This is a genomic window from Microseira wollei NIES-4236 (assembly GCF_020521235.1).
Classification (GTDB): Bacteria; Cyanobacteriota; Cyanobacteriia; order Cyanobacteriales; family Aerosakkonemataceae; genus Microseira; species Microseira wollei.
Map to the genome: position 1 here is coordinate 1 of NZ_BLAY01000041.1, position 16,342 is coordinate 16,342.

Consider the following 16,342-nt stretch of genomic DNA (forward strand, 5'->3'; position numbering starts at 1 on the left):
TCTTGCCCGCCTTGGTTGCCCATGCCACAAGAGAAGAATTTTGCTTGTGGGGTGGGCATCTTGCCCGCCTTGGTTGCCCATGCCACAAGAGAAGAATTTTGCTTGTGGGGTGGGCATCTTGCCCGCCTTGGTTGCCCATGCCACAAGAGAAGAATTTTGCTTGTGGGGTGGGCATCTTGCCCGCCAAAGTTTATCGGTGCAAGATGTGAGATAAGGTACACCTCTCGTTTGTATAGCGGCACCATTAATGGTGCCGCTATACAAACTCAGCCTTTTGGCTTTGCTTCACTCGCTGGCAATCCGCTGTAAAATCTGCAATCTTAAATCTACAATCTGCAATTCCCCTTCATTTTGCCTGAATTTCCCGCACAAACTGGTCGATTTGATCTGCTGTTTCCAGGTCGCCTTGCTGTCTATATAAATCTCTCGCTCTTCTCAGTCGCCCGCTGGCATCTCGAATGCGGCCTAAATTATACAAAGCCATGCCCCAGTTATAGTTAGCACTTGCATTATTAGGCTGGCGGTTAACGGCTTCCCGATAGGCAATTATTGCGGCTTCTAACTGGTTTTGTCTCGCTAAAACGTTCCCCAAACTATTTCGCGCCGCCACAAAACGAGGAGCGAGATTAACAGCTTGTTGATAAGCAGAAGTTGCCGCTTTTAATTGACCTTCTTTCTCCAAAGCCAATCCCAAATTATAATAAGCATTGGCATTATTGGGAGCCAATCGAATTGCTTGCTGGTAGGCAGTACTGGCTTGAGAAAACTGCTCTTGTTCATACAAAGTCAATCCCCAATTGTAGAAAGCATCCGGATTGCCGGGATCGATTTGAATCGCTTGTGCAAAAGCGGCGCTGGCTTCTTGCAGTTCGCCTTGTTGATACAAAGCGACGCCCAAGTTGTAGTAAGCTTGTGCCAAACTCGGATCGAGTCGCACCGCTTCCCGAAAAGCTGGGATCGCACCGGGAAAATTGCCTTGTTTGCTTTGAATAATCCCCAAGTAATGGTACGCTAGAGCAATATTAGAGTCGCGTCCCAGTGCTTGACGAAATGCGCGACCTGCTTGTTCAAAGTCGCCTTGGTTGTAAAAATTCACCCCTTGCTGGAACGAACGCGCCGCTTCCAGGTTTTGCGTTAAAACACCTTCCACCAGTTGTTTATTACCGGCGGTGGCTGGATCAAACGGCGTTAAGACAAAACTGGTAACCGCAGCAACAAGATAAATCGACAAGGACTTTTTAAACATTTTTGGTAATTGCTAATTGGTAATTGCTAATTGGTAATTGCTAATTGGTGATTGGTAATTGGTGATTGGTAGATTTTAGCCGTTACCCATTACCCGTTACGGTAATTGGTGATAGGTAGATTTTATCCAATGACCCATTACCCTCGTGACCCAGGCGGTCGCCTGGGAACGCCATTATCCATTACCAGATGTTGGCAAAATCAACATGGCATCGCCAAAGGAATAGAAGCGATAGTTGTGTGCGATCGCTTCCCGATACAAATCTAGCAGCCTCTGACGCCCCACCAACGCACTCACCAGCATCAGCAAACTAGACCGAGGCAGGTGAAAATTAGTAATCAGTCCATCGACGACGCGCCACTCATATCCCGGATAGATAAACAAATCCGTCTGATCGCAAAATGTTTGCAATTCGCCCGTTACCGCTGCCGCCCCTTCCAACGACCGCACGACGGTAGTCCCGACAGCAATCACCCGCCCCCCTCGCGCTTTGGTAGAGCGGATTTTTGCTACGGTTTCCGCCGATACTTCTACCCATTCCTCGTGCATTTTATGCTGGGTTACGTCTTCCACCTCCACAGGTCGAAATGTCCCCACGCCGATATGCAGCGTCACAAACGCTCGCTCAATGCCCCTTTGTTCTAAGATTTCGAGTAACTCTTCGGTAAAGTGTAACCCCGCCGTAGGCGCAGCTGCCGACCCCGCTCGAGAGCCATAGACAGTTTGATACTGTTCTGGTAAAGCTTGGGAGTTTGTAATATAAGGCGGTAACGGCACATGTCCGAATTCCTCCAACAACTCGGTGAGGGATTTCCCTTCAGGGATATCAAACTGCAAAATGCGTCCCCCAGTCGCCTCATCTACCTCCAGAACCTTGGCACTGAGTGAGGAAGACGCGGGGACAAAGGGACGCTCTGACGCGGAGAGTAAAGATATCTTTCCCTCCTCACTTGTCTCATTTTGCCTATCCTCTTCCCGACTAGATGGCGGTTCAAAAATAATCTTCGCACCCACTAGAAGGCGTTTACCCGGTCTGACCAAGGCTAGCCAAGTGTTTTTTTGGCGCTCTTGGAGCAGTAAAACTTCCACCGATGCGCCGCTGATTTTCCGCCCGTAGAGTCTGGCTCTGATGACGCGGGTATTGTTGAGTACCAGTAGATCCCCCGGTTGGAGCAGATCCGGCAAATCGCGAAATATGCGGTGGGCGTGGCTTTCTGGAGCGACGACGAGCAGGCGGGCGCTATCCCTGGGCGTGACGGGATTTTGAGCGATCAGATGCTCTGGAAGAAAGTAGTCATAGGCGGCGAGGGTGCGATCCGCTTCCCTGTCAGGAGCGGGGGTGGGTGTCGTTGTATCGATCGGATGGGCAATTTTAATATTGGCTTTAGAAAATTCGTTCACTTGCATGGGATCGCTCCGGGTACAATAAGATTCCTGGCAGATTTTTGTCGCGGTAAAGCTGCGTCATCTATCTAAGGATACAGATGGATACGATCTCAACGCACCCCTGGATTGGGGGTAGAAATTGGGTAAAACTCCCCAGTCAAAATTGGGGGCAAATCCCCTAGTTTTTACCTGTTGAGCTGGGGAAAATAATATCAGTAAAGTATTGGCTTGGCCCCCCAAGTACAAACATAATGGAATACCTCTATTTCCTCGCGAATGCCAGCCTAACGCAGAGAGTCGTTGATTTCCTACACGTAACCCGCCAACTCCCGGTGCATTCGGTCACAGTCCTTCATCAAATTGATGGCTGGGTGGTGAAGGTCAAAATGAGAGAACCCCTGAAACCACAACAAGATGGGGACTTTAGGGCGTTCTTGAACGAAATAGGCATTCCCTATCAACCGGAAGTCCGAGTCAAAATGGCACTCTGGAGTTTGGATGCGGGACAATCACCCATTGAGGTGATGCGTCGCTATCAGGTAGCCGTGGTTTCTCACGGTCATCCGGATCGGGAGGAAATTGAAGCTTTTCGCAAGCAGTTTGTCAATGGATTGGGATACTGTCCCGAAACGCTGTCTTAAGACAATTAAACACTTAAAAATTAAAGATTAAGACAGTTATTTCTTGGTTTTTAATTTTTAACTAACCTCGCGGAATTCCCCATCCGCCGTTAGCGGTGGGGATGGATAGCGACGGCGCTCTCAGAGCCAATCTCTCTTGGGAATCTCCAAGCAAATCAGGTAAACTTGTATTGGTCGATGACCCGCCTGACTGTATGGAACATCAAGGCTAATTCCGAAGTAGCGGTAAGACGCTAGCCGTTCGCGTCAGCGTGGCGTAAGCCATAGAAACATCAGAGATCAGGGAAAGAACTTCTCCCACTTCTCGCCATTGCAGAAATCCACGAGAAGTTGTACGTACAAAGCTTAAACAACCTGTGGAAGACGGGTTGCTGCCTGTGGAGGCAAAGTAAGACCATCATCGGACCCTAGCTCCGAACTCGTAAGAGTCCCTAACGTGGCATTTGCCTGTGAGACGGGAAATCCCGAAGACGAATAAGACCGTCGCTGAATTGAGTTGTTGTTGGAGAGCCACCAACCTCAGCTTGAGCAGGTTGGGGTACTTCAGTTTGACACTTCAGTTGTCGAAGGCTGACTGGATGTAGTCTCGCAAGAAGAGGCGATATCCAGGTATCTGTAAGGATCTATCAGAAATGATGTCGTTGGCGATCGCTGCTTCAGATAGCTTACGGGATAGCCGTTGATAGCCAACGCAAGCAACGTCAAATCGGCAGGGGTATTCAGCTTTCTCTGGATAGGCTGCGAGAAAAGCAGTAGCAGCACTCCAGAGTTTAGCTTGTTTTTGGGGCGGGATCGCTTCTCTTCCATCCCCATCCCAATTCCTTTGACTGCGGGTTTTAACTTCTACGAAGGCGATATAGGGCATTGAGGAAGAAGGCAGAGGAGCAGGTGGGCCTGTGGGCCCAGGAGAATTTGAACGTACATTCTCCCCTGCTCCCACAGGCGAGACGCCTGTGCTACGCTGCTCAAGAGCTCCCACAGGCGAGACGCCTGTGCTACGCTGCTCCCCTGCTCCCTGTTGAGCAATGATATCCAACTCTCCCCAGCGACAGCGCCAGCGGCGATGTAGAATTGTCCAACCTTGTGCCTGTAACCAAGAGGCAACGAAATCTTCTCCTAAAATACCGATATCGGCGGCAGAGGATGGCGGGTGGCTGGGATCGACCATAGTATGAGGTATCGTAAACATTGATAATAAGAATCGCAGAGTTTTAGCCACAGGGAACATGAGGAGCGGAAAAGGTCATCGAATCAAGAGATTTTTACTGATTTTAGCGAGCGCAATTTTGGCAATTGTTAGCACGATAACCTCACCAGCTTTCGCGTTGGAATATAACGAGGAATTTCTCATCGGTGCTGACTTTTCCAATCGCGATCTAAGGGATGCTAGCTTCACTAGAGCTAAGCTGCAAAAGAGTAACTTTAGCCATTCAGATTTGCGCGGGGTGAGTTTATTCGGCGCTCATCTAGAAAAGGCGAATTTAGAAGGCGCTGACTTGAGTTACGCCGTCATCGGTCAAGCACTTTTCCTCAAAGCGAATTTGACTAACGCCGTCTTAGAGGGTGCTTTTGCCCCCAATTCTAGGTTTAACGGCGCTACTATCGATGGGGCAGATTTTACCGATGTCATGCTGCGCGACGATCAGCAAAAAATGCTGTGTCAAGTCGCCAAAGGCACTAATCCAATCACCAAACGCGATACTCGCGATACTTTAAATTGCCCTTAATCCGGAAATAAATTTCCGGCCTGATTGCTTAAACCCATTAAAATGGGTTAGGAAATCGTAGAAATCGTAGGTTGGGATTTTGGTTACGAAACCCAACCTACAGCAAAATTGAGTTTTCGATTCAACTCTTTAAGCCGCTGTTTAGTTTTGTAGAGTTCATTAACAAAGTACTGCCAGCGTTCCGTCTCCTTGGTTGGGTCAGTTTTTTTCAACAGCTCAGAAAAGTAGCTGTATTGTTTTTCGCACATTACCTTTTCCTGGCACGCAACGGCAGATTGAATTAATTCCTCCGCGCAATAAATATCCAGTTGAGTTTTTTCGTCGAGGTGAAATAAATGCTGGACTTGAGCCATTTCTTGCTTGAATTCTAGGCAGCGGTCTTGTAACTTCGAGAGCAGATCCAAGTCTTCTAAAGAATTTGTTGCCTGTAAATCTAGTATTTGCGCCCATAAAAACCGATGGTGGGAAAGGCTAAATTGTAAATCTCGCTCCTGTAAAGCCTGGATGACAGCTTGACGGTGTTCTGGACAATGCAGGAAAATACGTAGCAGTAAACCTTCTGCTTTCAGTAAGCGATCGCGATCGCTTTGTACTACGACGGTTTCCGCAGGTTGCTTTGTTACCACCCCAGTTGATTTTTGTCGCTGGTTTCGTTTAATTTGACCCAGGAGCGTTTGGGCATAATTGGGTACCAGTCGCAACTCGCCTTTAGAGAGAATTTCTGCACAACGGTTAATGTATAAGTTGCGCGTCTCTAGGTTGGGAATTTGTGCGAGTAATTTCACCATTTGCTGCACAACTCGCTGATATTGATCCGCCTGTTTGAGGTTTTGATCTTTAATCAGAAGCTGAATTTGCCAATCTAACCATAACGGTGCGGTTTCCAGCAGATGGCGATATTTTTCCCCACCGTCGCTGCTGCTGTTGAGGAATTCATCCGCGTCTTTACCATCGGGGATGTTGAGAATGCGTAATTGCACTTCCCCAGCGTAAGCTAAGTCGGCAATTTCCCCGATGGCGCGAGAGGCGGCGTTGGTACCGGCGGCGTCGGCGTCGAAGTTGAGTACGAGTTGTTTGGATTCGGTGTAGCGCAGCAGTTGGCGGACTTGCGCTAAACTGAGTGCGGTTCCCAACGAGGCGACGGCGTTGGTAATCCCGACGGCGTGGAGGGCGATCGCATCAAAATATCCTTCGACTACAATACCTTGGTCAAGCTTTGCGATTGCATTCTTGGCTTGATCGAGGGCGAATAAAGTTTTACCTTTATTAAATAGTTCGGTTTCTGGCGAATTGAGATACTTGGGTTGTTCGTTGGTGAGGGTTCTACCGCCAAACCCGATGACTCGTCCGCTGGTATCGCAGATTGGGATGATGATGCGATCGCGGAAATAATCGTAATACCCTTCCCCCTCCCGCCGCCGTCGAATCAATCCCGCTTGTTCTAATAATTGCACCGGGTAGTGTTTATCTTCTACCAGATATCTGTACAGCGTTTCCCACCCTGCGGGTGCATATCCTAACTGAAAGTGTTGGATCGTTTCCTGGCGCAAGCGGCGCTGAGATTGCAAATATTCCAGCGCCTGATGTCCTTGGGACTGACGCAACGCATGTTCGTAAAACCGCGCCGTCAGTGCCAGAATCTCGTATAACTGCTCGCGTAGCGAAAGTTGCCGTTGCAGTTCTTGCCTTTGTTCTGCTTGGAGAGTTTTTATCGGCACTTGGTAGCGTTGCGCCAATTCCAACACCACATCGCCAAACGATTGCTTACCCAGTTCCATCAGGAACTTGATCGTACCTCCCCCAGCTTGACAGCCAAAGCAATAGTACATCTGCTTACTCGGACTGACGGTAAAACTAGGTGATTTTTCGGTATGGAACGGGCATAATCCGACAAAATCTTTACCCCGCTTCCGTAGCACGACATGTTCCGAGATTACATCCACAATATCGGCTCGTTGCTTGACTTCTTCGATGGTATCTGGATGCAGGCGGGGATTTTGCATTGCTTGCCAAAGGTCAAATCCATACCTATTGTATGGGGCATGAACGAAGCTGGGGAAGATGGGGGGACGAGGGGCAGAGGTGCAAAAGGGGCAAAAGGGGCAGAGGTCCAGGGGCCCAGGAGAATTTGAACGTACATTCTCCCCTGCTCCCCTGCTCCCTTGCTCCCTTGCTCACCTGCTCCTCTGCTCCCCTGCTTCCTCATTCCCCACTATTTTTACTTTGATCCCAGTGAAATTATGAGACTTTTTTTTGCCAAAATATTTCTGCTCTGCTCCAGTATGGGACAATTTTGCCACCGAAATTTTAATGGCAAATTTTTCTCATCTCAGATGAAATTTGGCGGTAATTGTTGTTATTTTTAGTCGTAAATTAGGAAGCGTTAAAGTAGGGTGGGCATTACCGCCCTACTTTCGCGTTTGATTTGGAATGCGTGGATTACTGTATTTAAGGGTGACAAATTCAGAAGATGTACGTCAAGCGTAGATTTACGATGCCTTAAGATTTCCCAAGTCCCGTACTATTACTGAAATACTGAGAGATTGCCTAAAAATTCCTTGGCTTCACCCTAGCATTGCCACTTATAAATAGTCTGGTATTAGCAGAGCTTATATAGAAAATCACCGTATTATTACTGAAAAAAGAGTCAAAGTATACCCTTTGCCTGAGTGTTGCTAAATATAAATTTCTCATAAACTTTTTTCTCATCCCGTAGGAGGGCGCAGAGATACGAGAAATGGAGAGCGATAGGTGGGTAGCAGGCGCTGGGCGAACGCAACCAAATCGCTCTTTACCATCTTCAGAAAATTTATGCAGGCAAATTAATTATATTTTCCTTTCTGCCTCGCCTTTTATGCAGTCTTGAAAAAGCGGATAATTTCCCGGACGTGGTCGAGAAATTGGCTGTCTGTGGTCAGTTGAGCGATTGCATGTTGTGCTTCGCAAGAGAGGCGTTGATGTTCCGCCTGATTTGCGGCGCGCAGTTCTTCCAGGGTAGTAGCGATGCGAGATAAATCGTTGCGAGTTGCTTCCAAGAGGCGCTGTTGCGTTGCGACAATCGATTGCGGTTCTTCTGGGTTAAGTTGGGCTGAAAGACGCTCTACGGTTGATTCTAGACTGGTAAAACGCGATCGCAACTCCAAAATATCTTCACGAGGATAGACGACTTGTTGGCGAATCGCTGCCAGTCTAACGGCTAAATACTCATAAGCGCGGTAAGCTGGACGCAAAAACGTTAACAATAAAGCCGCACCGGAACTAATATATCCGATGGGACTAATACCCGTGGCGGCAAGGGTGTAAAATGCGATCGCAGAAATTAGGTGGAGTGTAATCGCGATGGGCAGCGATCGCTTAGCCACCATTTTGGCGTAATTAACTTGTTTTTCATCAACACTAATTCCTTTTTCAGAAGATTGAGCCGCTTCTGCAATAACTTCTTTTGCTTCAAAATGGATATTCCACGGTACGGTTACAATAACTAACAGCCACTCAAAAATAGCGACAGCAATTACCCAGTCGAGAAAGCTACCAGTTGGCACGTGCAACCATTGTAAAATGCCATAAACCAGCAGCACAAAAAATACAACTCCGATATTAATACTGATAATGCTGTAATACATTCGAGTCACCTTCAGATAAGTTTCGCTTCAATCCTGGCTGGGTTATGTGGCAATATTTGAAGAGTCTGTGACGGTTTTACAAGTTGCACATAATTTTTTTGAACCGCCAAGGCGAGGGAAGTTATGAAACAATTTGATTATTCGTGGGATTTCAAGAATATCAATTTTCGAGAGCATCCGGAACTGTATCGAGTCGGGAAAGGGGAACAGGGAGTTTTGTTAGTTGAACCATATAAATCGGAAATTTTACCCCACTGGCGGTTTAAAACACCGGAAATAGCTAGAGAGTCGAGCGAAAAAATATATCAGATATTTTTGGAATATCTGGAACGAGATGATTTTGTTGGGGCGGATATGGCGCGGAAGTTCTTGCAAATGGGTTACCCGAGATCGCGGAGATATGCTAACCATAAAAGCGGCAGGAAATATAAGAACAATCCGCAAAAAGAAACTTCAATAGCCGCCCAAAAACAAGCCCGTAAAGAGATTCTGCCTAACGAACCAGACCCGGTAAAAGCCGAATCAGCCGCTATTTTCAAAGTTAAGTGGACAGCAGCTAAGACAAATGAGAAATATCAACAGCTTTTAGCGAAGCATCAACAGTTGTACGAGCGGGAATAGAAAAATTTAAGTTGCTAATTGCTAATTGCTAATTGCGAGAGAGGTTCATAATATCATTCGATTAGCCATTAGCCATTAGCCATTAGCCATTAGCCATTAACCGCACAAAATTGAGTTAATATAGTTTTAGATTAATCTGTAAATACAACGATGTCAAAAAAGACGCTTGGCCTTGAAAATCAACTGTACAATTACCTCTTATCTAGTTCCTTGCGCGAACCAGAAATTTTGCGCCAATTGCGGGAAGAAACCGCAAATCATCCCTACGCCAGGATGCAAATTGCCCCAGAACAAGGACAATTTATGGCACTGCTAGTGCAGCTATTAGGAGCAAAGAAAACGCTGGAAGTGGGTGTATTTACTGGTTATAGCTCGCTTTGCGTCGCGCTGGCAGTACCAAAAGATGGAAAAGTAATTGCTTGCGATATCAGCGAAGAATATACTGCAATAGCGCGTCGTTATTGGGAAATAGCAGGAGTAGCAGACAAAATCGATTTGCGAATTGCACCCGCATGGGAAACTTTGGATAAATTATTGGCAGAAGGAGAGGCGGGTACGTTTGATTTTGCCTTTATTGATGCAGATAAAGGGAATTACGAGGGGTATTACGAGCGAGCGCTTCAACTAATTCGCCCCGGTGGCTTAATTGCCGTCGATAATGTTTTATGGGGTGGAAGAGTCGCCGATTCGCAAGTTCAGGATAGTAGTACTCAAGCAATTCGAGATTTCAATAAAAAATTACACCAGGATCAACGAGTAACTTTGAGTATGGTTCCAATTGCAGATGGATTGACTTTAGCACTGAAGCGATAAAAGTGAGATGTAGAAACCGGGTTTTTTGGAAAAACCCGGTTTCTGACCAACCGGCGATCGCTGGCAGTGCTAGATTGATAAAAAAGGCGAGCGAGTAAATTTTCCAATTCGTTGAGTAACTTCTCCAACTGTCTTTGCTGGTTCGGATCTGTCCAAACTGTTATCCCGTGCTTAATAGCACGGGATAACAGTTGTTAATCGCTCTGAGAATTTAGGTAGCGTATCATCTGCTGGTTTAAAATGCAGCTCCCTTACCACCCCCCGACCGAATTTCTTCTACCGATAAGTTGTTTTGAATGGCTTCCAGAAGCAGTCCCTATGCTGACCGTCGCCACACAGTACCGCGCCGTTCATACTCCAACAGAGTTTCTGTTTTATCGGCAATTTCAGGCGTGAAATATCGCTCTACCAGCCACAGGGCTAAGTCTAAGCCAGAAGTGACCCCTCCTGCTGTAATAATATCACCATCATCCACCACACGAGCTTTGATAATCACCGCACCTTTATCTTCGAGATCTTTAATTGCGTTATGATGAGTAATAGCTGGACGACCAGAAAGAAGTTCTTTTTCTGCAACTAACATCGCCCCTGTACAGACTGATGCGATCGTTACCCCCTTTTGGTATAGGTCATAGATGATCTGTGGTATTTTGCCTTGCAGTTCAGCCCTGACTCCTGCCGGTGGTGGCTCCTCACCCTCATACTCACCCCAACCTCCCCCCGGCACGATCAAAATATCGATCTCCGCTTCGTTTGTAAACTGGGCTTGAGGGTGAACTTGTGACCCATGACTAGCAGTAATCACCGCATTGGGATCGAGTGCAACAAGTTCTACTTGCATATCGGCACCGTTTGCCGCTGCAACTTTCAGGACCTCATATGGAGCTATACCATCAAGTTCATCAAATCCATCGAAGATGATGATTTGTACTTTCAGCATACTTAATCCCCTGCTTTATTAGGTTCCATTATTTTACATGGAAAGGCTATGATGAAGATACAACGAGTGCATTGTATGGGTTCGCAGACAAGCGTCAGCACCCCCCTCTCCCATAGGCGGCGGCTCACTGCCCCAAATCTTTAGGTAAGGGAAGGTGCTGACGGGTCATAGTCCCGGCAACGGGGAAACTAGGTTATCGGCAAGTGTTAAAGACCTACCAGGGAATGCTCTCGCTAGTTCGCAAGCTCATAGAACTCAAGGGTTATTTTCTGAATATGACGGAGAAGCGACTGTGTTATCTTTAACCTCCGTAAAATTTGAAATTCCATTAGGCGATATTTACCAATAAATTGAATTTGAAGCTGAGGAAGAAGAGTAGCGATCGCTCCCATTTCTTCTCTCTGCGTCCTGGAGCGCCTGGAGCGGTTCAAAAAAAGAGCGATCGCTTTATATTTGCTATCCGTCCCACTATTAATCACCAGTCTTAAAGCTCTATGATGGCTAACATCTTGATCGCTAACTTGCACTCTTGTGTTGCTGTTTCTGTTGTAAAAATTAGGCAAAATACCTGACTTCTGCTACTAAATCTTCAGATAAATCATCTAACACAGCTGCCAAATGCTCCCGAACTCCCATAATTTCCCGCGCCGCCACAGTCAATACTAATTGCTGTGGATAGACAGTTTCCACACCAATCATTTCCATAAATGCTCCCTGCTCATCCTGGGTTGCTGGTACAAAATTTTCTTGTTCGTCGTATTTAACCCAGACCCCAAACAACTCGACAATATAAGCCTCGCCATTATTCAGAACTTCGACAATTGCTCCCACGGTTCCTACTGGCGCTACTCCCCCATCAGTTAAGGTAATTTCCTCGGTTAACTTTACCCCATCAAATAACTGAAATTTCATCATTGCAAGAGCTACATCAAGATTAAAAAACACAATCCAAACCGTGGGTATCCGCCGCGACAAACCAGAATGCCCGGTAAGCTGGATATAAGCTCAATAAAGCTCACCTTGGGGATTCTGACTCTGAGGTTGTAGCATATCCAAAGATACTGATGTCAGGATAGCTTCTGGAATTGCTTCCGGCGACTCAAACCCCATTACCTCGCGCCAAAATTTTCGCTTATCTTCACCTTCTCCAGATTCAGCAGCACGTTTGAGGAGATATTGCGCCTTAGCAATAGGAAATTCAAAACTTGCTGGGGAAGTCATGGTTGCGCCGATCAAAGAGAGCGATCGTTCCTTACAGTATAGAATAATGGGAGTGCGTTCGCTTAACTCACCCCACACTAATTGAGATAATTATGAAAATCTTCCCCCACCTCGCGAATATCCGAATCTTCATGCTGCGCTCGTTTAGCGAGTCTTTCAGTTAATTCCCTATCAATTTGAATATATAGCTCTAACAAACGTCTATACTCCTCGTCTGTCCCATTTTTGAGCAACGGTTCAGCAATCTTTTCAAGATTTTCCAACAGCCAGGTTTTAGGAAGCGAAAGAATACCTTGTCTGCAAATTTCAATATCCGAGTGAGAAATACTTGCTAAATCGACTAGATTGCTTAACAAATTCTGACGTTCTTCAATTTTCAGATATTCTATCAGCCTGTTCTCTTTCAGTGGGGTTATGTAGTGCTTTCTTAATAAAAGCCATTCTATCTGTACAATTGTTCAGAAAGTCTTGGCGAGTTTGGATGTAAACAAGTTCTCTTTCAACAAGATGATGCCAAAGTTCGCGTTCTTTCTCTGCATGTTGTTCTTGAAGCATAGTTCCCTTTCTGCTTATCTTAATTCCTTCTTCCCTGCGTAAACCCACCCGCTATTGATAAATTTATCAACAAATTCTGTCAAAGGCATTTCTCGAATCCTTTGTTTTTGTTCTATTTCCGATAAGACTTAGCCCAAGCATAGCGCGAGGGGTCTTTTTTCAACAGATACTCTACAACTTCCCGTTGCTTGTTCTTATCTTTGGAATTTTTAACTATACGCTTAATTTCTGCATCCTGATCTTTGGTAGAAGCACCGCGTTTAATTGCTTCGGCAAACCAGTTTTCACCCTCATAGTATTGACCACGCTCAAAACAGATTGCTCCCATTAAAGTGTAAGGATGATGGCTATTTGGTTGGTACTCGATAGCTTTTTTAGCACAATCTTCCGCATTATTTAATTGCTCGATATCTCGAAATGCACCGCCTCTAGTGGTTAACAAAGCTGACTTAAGCTTATTTTCCTTGATTTTGTCAAAATCCAAATTTTCTGTGATTTTCAAAGCTAGTCGCGGTTGCTCTGCCTTACGCCAATGACTACTAGCATTTGGTAAATTCCATTTATTGCCCGTCCTATTATACTCCTGTTCATAGAACGTGGCTTCAATTTTGTGGTAAGCAATGAAAATCTTGCCAGAGAAAAGTTTACGCCCTCCATAGCTTTGATCCTCTCGCCAGCTATAAGAGCTATAATTCTGTTGATATCCTTCAGCTTTATTTTCCTCTAGCCAAGCTACATCCGTTGGTTCAAGCCGCTCTAATTTCTCCAGTTTTTGTAGAATTGCATACAGAGGACTGCTAGGTGATTTATCTTTATAACCTGAAACATCATACTTAGATTTCAGAGTAGCAAAGTGGTTTGCTTGACCCAAGGTAATTATATCCTCGCGTCCATTCTGTTTCAGCCAGTTAATAACTCAAGTTGCTAGTTATCTCTCTGGGAGCGGCTAATGGCTAATGGCTAATGGCTAATGTCAGTAAAAATCCTAGATTAGCAATTAGCAATTAGCAACGCCCTTGTTTATAACTAGCAACTTGCGTTAATATCAGCCTCACTAAGTTGCTCTCCTGATTCTATCTTGAATTTCATATTAGCAGCGTATTTGTCTAGAGCAATATTAATCGTCTCAGTCAGTTTACGCTTTCTCAGGAAGTTAAGATCGGACTCTGGTAAACAAATATCTGTTTCAAGTCTTTTGAGAACTTTGTACAGGTGACTGGAGAGGGATAAATCCTCAGATTGAGTAGCTTTATACTTGATTTTCAGAGATGCAAAAACTCTCTTTTGTTCAAGCTCATCAGCAATGGTTATTGTCTCGGTGAGTTCATGCTGCTTTAGCCATTCTATCTGTGAATTAGTTAGCTGACAGTTTGCATCAAGTCTTTGTAGAATTAGATACAGAGGACTAGAAACAGAGGGTTCTAAATATTTAGTTGCTTGGTACTTCTCTTTTAGTTGTGCAAAACGAGCTTCTCTGACTTTCTCTTGCTGCTGGAAGATATCTAATGTGGACAATAGTTGGTTTTGCTTTAGCCATTTAATATCTGAATTACTTAACCTTTCTTCCGCTTCTAGTTGTTTCAAAATTTGATATAGGCGACTATCAGGCGATGAATCTTGATATTCAGTAGCTTTGTACTTAGTTTTTAGCAAAGCAAAGCGTCCCATATCCTGAGCCAGAGCGGCTATGTTAGCAAAACCATTCTGTTTGAGCCATTCAAGTTCTGTATCATTTAGGTTATTTTCTGAATCAAGTTTTGTCAGAATTGGATATAAAATACTTGAATAATTTAATTTATCCTTTAGAGTAAGAGCAACGTTTTTGTATTTAGAGGTAATTCGATTTATATGTTGATATAAAGGGCTGGAAATATCTAATTCATTTTTGATTTCAGTGACTTTGTACTTATACTTTAGTTGGGATAATTCATTTTCTAAGTTGCTGATTTCTTTAGATCTATATTGTTGGTCATGCTCAATAATTTCAATCGTTTCAAAAAGTTCATGTTCTAGGAGCCAATTAAACTCTAAGTCAGTTATCTCAACTCCTATGACAGCTTTTCGCAGGATCAGGTACAGAAGACTAGAGGGTGATGAGCATTCGTGCTTCTCTGCTCGGTATCTGCGTTTGAGATCGCTAAATTGTTGTATCCGTAATTCAGCCTCTTTATTTATTTTTATATTCATATATTTTACACTTTATAACGTAATAGGAACGGGTAAATTTTGCCCAATCATATCTTAAATTATAGCAATTGCTCACTTTGTCTGGAGATAAGCGATCGCTCTCTCCCCTCTCTTCCTTCGCGTCCTTCGCGCCTTCGCGGTTCAAAAAAAAAAGAGCGATACGCCTCCGGCACGCTTCGCGATCGCACACAAAGCGATCGCCCCTATAAATCTAATTTTGATCAGAACGACCACCCATATAAAGAGCAGTAGCCAAAGCGATTCCCGGTAAAGCAATGACTACAGACAAAGGAGACTGAAACCAACTCGTTTGCTGATATCGTGCTTGGCGATAGATGCAAGCAACGCTTGGAGTAGCAGAACTCAACAAAACGCTACTTGCGATCGCAACACTAGATACAATAGCCGCCGACAATTTGGCATTCATAGTGGTTCCTCCAACTTGGATCAATTCTAATCCCAATCTCTCCCACCGAGTACCAACACAAAAAAGGCGACCTCATGCGATCGCGCTGCGATACAGGAAGCCACTTCGTGTCTATGGCGGTACTTAAAAAAATAGCGATATGCCATCCAGCACGCTACGGGAACGCGATCGCATTCAATCTCCACGCCAGGTAAACATAATTTGCTCGTCAGCTTGCCTAAACTCAATATTAAACTTATCAAATACAACCTCTCGCCCCAAGAGCATCACATCTGCCGTATTATTTTGTAACCAGGCAACTGGAATTGTAAAACTATGTCCATCAATCGTAACTTCAATCCTGCGTAAAACATACTCTACCTTTCCACCGATTGCCTGACCGACTAATATTTCCTCATCATCAGCCAAAGCATAGCCTAAATCTTGACCTACTTTTAGAGAAATGACGCTAAAATCTGCCCCTGAATCTACCACCATCGTTGCATCCATTTCAAACTGTTTATGCTTCAGTTTGACTTGATAGTCTGGCGACCACTCATGGCGGCTAATCGTGCGAAAGTAAATCGGTAAAATTACAATTGAACCGACAAAACCGGGGACTAAGTAAATTGAATAAAGCTCTCCTGAAGCTTCAGCTAACTGCAACACTTCACGCAAATTTTCACTATGAGCAATAATTCCATTGGCATTATAGACAACATATTGATGGGCATACTTTTGTAACTGGCGACGGTTATGATTTAGCCACTTGAGCATGGCGCGGCTTTCTTCAGGAGTTGGTGTTCTACTCATAAGTTTTGCCGAAGATAAAGGAATCGGAGCATCGCACTTCGATTATAGACAAGGGCAAGAGCGAGCGCTTAACTCACCCTACACTGATTGAGATAATGTTGACAAATTTCTCAACAAATTCTGTAAAAGGCATTTCTCGAATCCTTAGGTAAGTAAACCTTAC

The 16,342-nt window shown here is 45.0% G+C and carries 20 protein-coding genes; 6 read left to right on the plus strand and 14 right to left on the minus strand.

Going from position 1 to position 16,342, the window contains the following annotated elements; all coding sequences use genetic code 11:
- The coding region (locus tag MiSe_RS15180) for a hypothetical protein (RefSeq protein WP_226580972.1) at window positions 1-214 on the plus strand (214 nt) is incomplete at its 5' end.
- A 132-nt stretch (window positions 215-346) separates the two neighbouring features.
- Here the strand turns inward: MiSe_RS15180 and MiSe_RS15185 are convergent.
- Together MiSe_RS15185 and queA are read right to left on the minus strand one after the other, a co-directional pair.
- Window positions 347-1,246, minus strand: coding sequence for a tetratricopeptide repeat protein (locus MiSe_RS15185; protein ID WP_226580975.1), 900 nt, complete (start codon window positions 1,244-1,246; stop codon window positions 347-349).
- 174 nt (window positions 1,247-1,420) lie between these two features.
- On the minus strand, window positions 1,421-2,653 hold the full coding sequence (gene queA, locus MiSe_RS15190) for a tRNA preQ1(34) S-adenosylmethionine ribosyltransferase-isomerase QueA (protein WP_226580978.1): 1,233 nt from the start codon (window positions 2,651-2,653) through the stop codon (window positions 1,421-1,423).
- 230 nt (window positions 2,654-2,883) lie between these two features.
- Between queA and MiSe_RS15195 the strand changes: the two genes are divergently transcribed.
- On the plus strand, window positions 2,884-3,273 hold the full coding sequence (locus MiSe_RS15195) for a hypothetical protein (protein WP_226580980.1): 390 nt from the start codon (window positions 2,884-2,886) through the stop codon (window positions 3,271-3,273).
- A 556-nt stretch (window positions 3,274-3,829) separates the two neighbouring features.
- Here MiSe_RS15195 and MiSe_RS15200 read toward each other — a convergent pair.
- Complete coding sequence (locus MiSe_RS15200) at window positions 3,830-4,462, minus strand: YraN family protein (protein ID WP_226580982.1); 633 nt, start codon at window positions 4,460-4,462, stop codon at window positions 3,830-3,832.
- A gap of 37 nt (window positions 4,463-4,499) precedes the next feature.
- Between MiSe_RS15200 and MiSe_RS15205 the strand changes: the two genes are divergently transcribed.
- Complete coding sequence (locus tag MiSe_RS15205) at window positions 4,500-5,000, plus strand: pentapeptide repeat-containing protein (protein WP_444980503.1); 501 nt, start codon at window positions 4,500-4,502, stop codon at window positions 4,998-5,000.
- Window positions 5,001-5,083: 83 nt separating this feature from the next.
- Here MiSe_RS15205 and dnaG read toward each other — a convergent pair whose 3' ends face one another.
- Entirely contained in the window at window positions 5,084-7,003 is a 1,920-nt protein-coding gene (gene dnaG / locus MiSe_RS15210; protein WP_226580986.1) for a DNA primase, read from the minus strand.
- Between the two features lie 849 nt (window positions 7,004-7,852).
- On the minus strand, window positions 7,853-8,623 hold the full coding sequence (locus MiSe_RS15215) for a hypothetical protein (RefSeq protein ID WP_226580988.1): 771 nt from the start codon (window positions 8,621-8,623) through the stop codon (window positions 7,853-7,855).
- A 123-nt stretch (window positions 8,624-8,746) separates the two neighbouring features.
- On the opposite strand from MiSe_RS15215, the gene MiSe_RS15220 reads away from it, so the two are divergent.
- Entirely contained in the window at window positions 8,747-9,244 is a 498-nt protein-coding gene (locus MiSe_RS15220) for a DUF4385 domain-containing protein (RefSeq protein WP_226580990.1), read from the plus strand.
- A gap of 150 nt (window positions 9,245-9,394) precedes the next feature.
- A complete protein-coding gene (locus MiSe_RS15225; RefSeq protein WP_226580993.1) occupies window positions 9,395-10,057 on the plus strand; it encodes a class I SAM-dependent methyltransferase in 663 nt (220 codons plus the stop codon).
- 316 nt (window positions 10,058-10,373) lie between these two features.
- Here the strand turns inward: MiSe_RS15225 and MiSe_RS15230 are convergent, their stop codons facing one another.
- Window positions 10,374-10,997 (minus strand): DJ-1/PfpI family protein, encoded by a 624-nt coding sequence (locus MiSe_RS15230; RefSeq protein WP_226580996.1) that lies wholly within the window; start codon window positions 10,995-10,997, stop codon window positions 10,374-10,376.
- A gap of 154 nt (window positions 10,998-11,151) precedes the next feature.
- Here MiSe_RS15230 and MiSe_RS15235 point away from each other — a divergent pair, with 154 nt between their 5' ends.
- A complete protein-coding gene (locus MiSe_RS15235) occupies window positions 11,152-11,346 on the plus strand; it encodes a hypothetical protein (RefSeq protein WP_226580998.1) in 195 nt (64 codons plus the stop codon).
- A gap of 206 nt (window positions 11,347-11,552) precedes the next feature.
- On the opposite strand, the gene MiSe_RS15240 is transcribed toward MiSe_RS15235, so the two are convergent.
- The 8 genes from MiSe_RS15240 to MiSe_RS15275 form a co-directional block, all read right to left on the minus strand.
- On the minus strand, window positions 11,553-11,912 hold the full coding sequence (locus MiSe_RS15240; protein WP_226581000.1) for a DUF4926 domain-containing protein: 360 nt from the start codon (window positions 11,910-11,912) through the stop codon (window positions 11,553-11,555).
- A gap of 90 nt (window positions 11,913-12,002) precedes the next feature.
- Complete coding sequence (locus tag MiSe_RS15245; protein ID WP_226581002.1) at window positions 12,003-12,218, minus strand: hypothetical protein; 216 nt, start codon at window positions 12,216-12,218, stop codon at window positions 12,003-12,005.
- A 77-nt stretch (window positions 12,219-12,295) separates the two neighbouring features.
- Window positions 12,296-12,574: a hypothetical protein gene (locus MiSe_RS15250; RefSeq protein WP_226581004.1), complete on the minus strand. Its 279-nt coding sequence runs from the start codon at window positions 12,572-12,574 to the stop codon at window positions 12,296-12,298.
- Between the two features lie 13 nt (window positions 12,575-12,587).
- Window positions 12,588-12,773, minus strand: a complete 186-nt coding sequence (locus MiSe_RS15255; RefSeq protein ID WP_226581007.1) for a hypothetical protein — start codon at window positions 12,771-12,773, stop codon at window positions 12,588-12,590.
- A gap of 112 nt (window positions 12,774-12,885) precedes the next feature.
- Window positions 12,886-13,644, minus strand: coding sequence for a tetratricopeptide repeat protein (locus tag MiSe_RS15260; protein WP_226581010.1), 759 nt, complete (start codon window positions 13,642-13,644; stop codon window positions 12,886-12,888).
- A 155-nt stretch (window positions 13,645-13,799) separates the two neighbouring features.
- On the minus strand, window positions 13,800-14,960 hold the full coding sequence (locus MiSe_RS15265; protein ID WP_226581013.1) for a hypothetical protein: 1,161 nt from the start codon (window positions 14,958-14,960) through the stop codon (window positions 13,800-13,802).
- Window positions 14,961-15,171: 211 nt separating this feature from the next.
- The gene (locus tag MiSe_RS15270) at window positions 15,172-15,387 is read right to left on the minus strand and encodes a hypothetical protein (RefSeq protein ID WP_226581015.1); all 216 of its coding nucleotides are present in this window, start codon (window positions 15,385-15,387) and stop codon (window positions 15,172-15,174) included.
- Window positions 15,388-15,561: 174 nt separating this feature from the next.
- Window positions 15,562-16,179: a retropepsin-like domain-containing protein gene (locus MiSe_RS15275; RefSeq protein WP_226581018.1), complete on the minus strand. Its 618-nt coding sequence runs from the start codon at window positions 16,177-16,179 to the stop codon at window positions 15,562-15,564.
- Window positions 16,180-16,342: the final 163 nt, after the last annotated feature.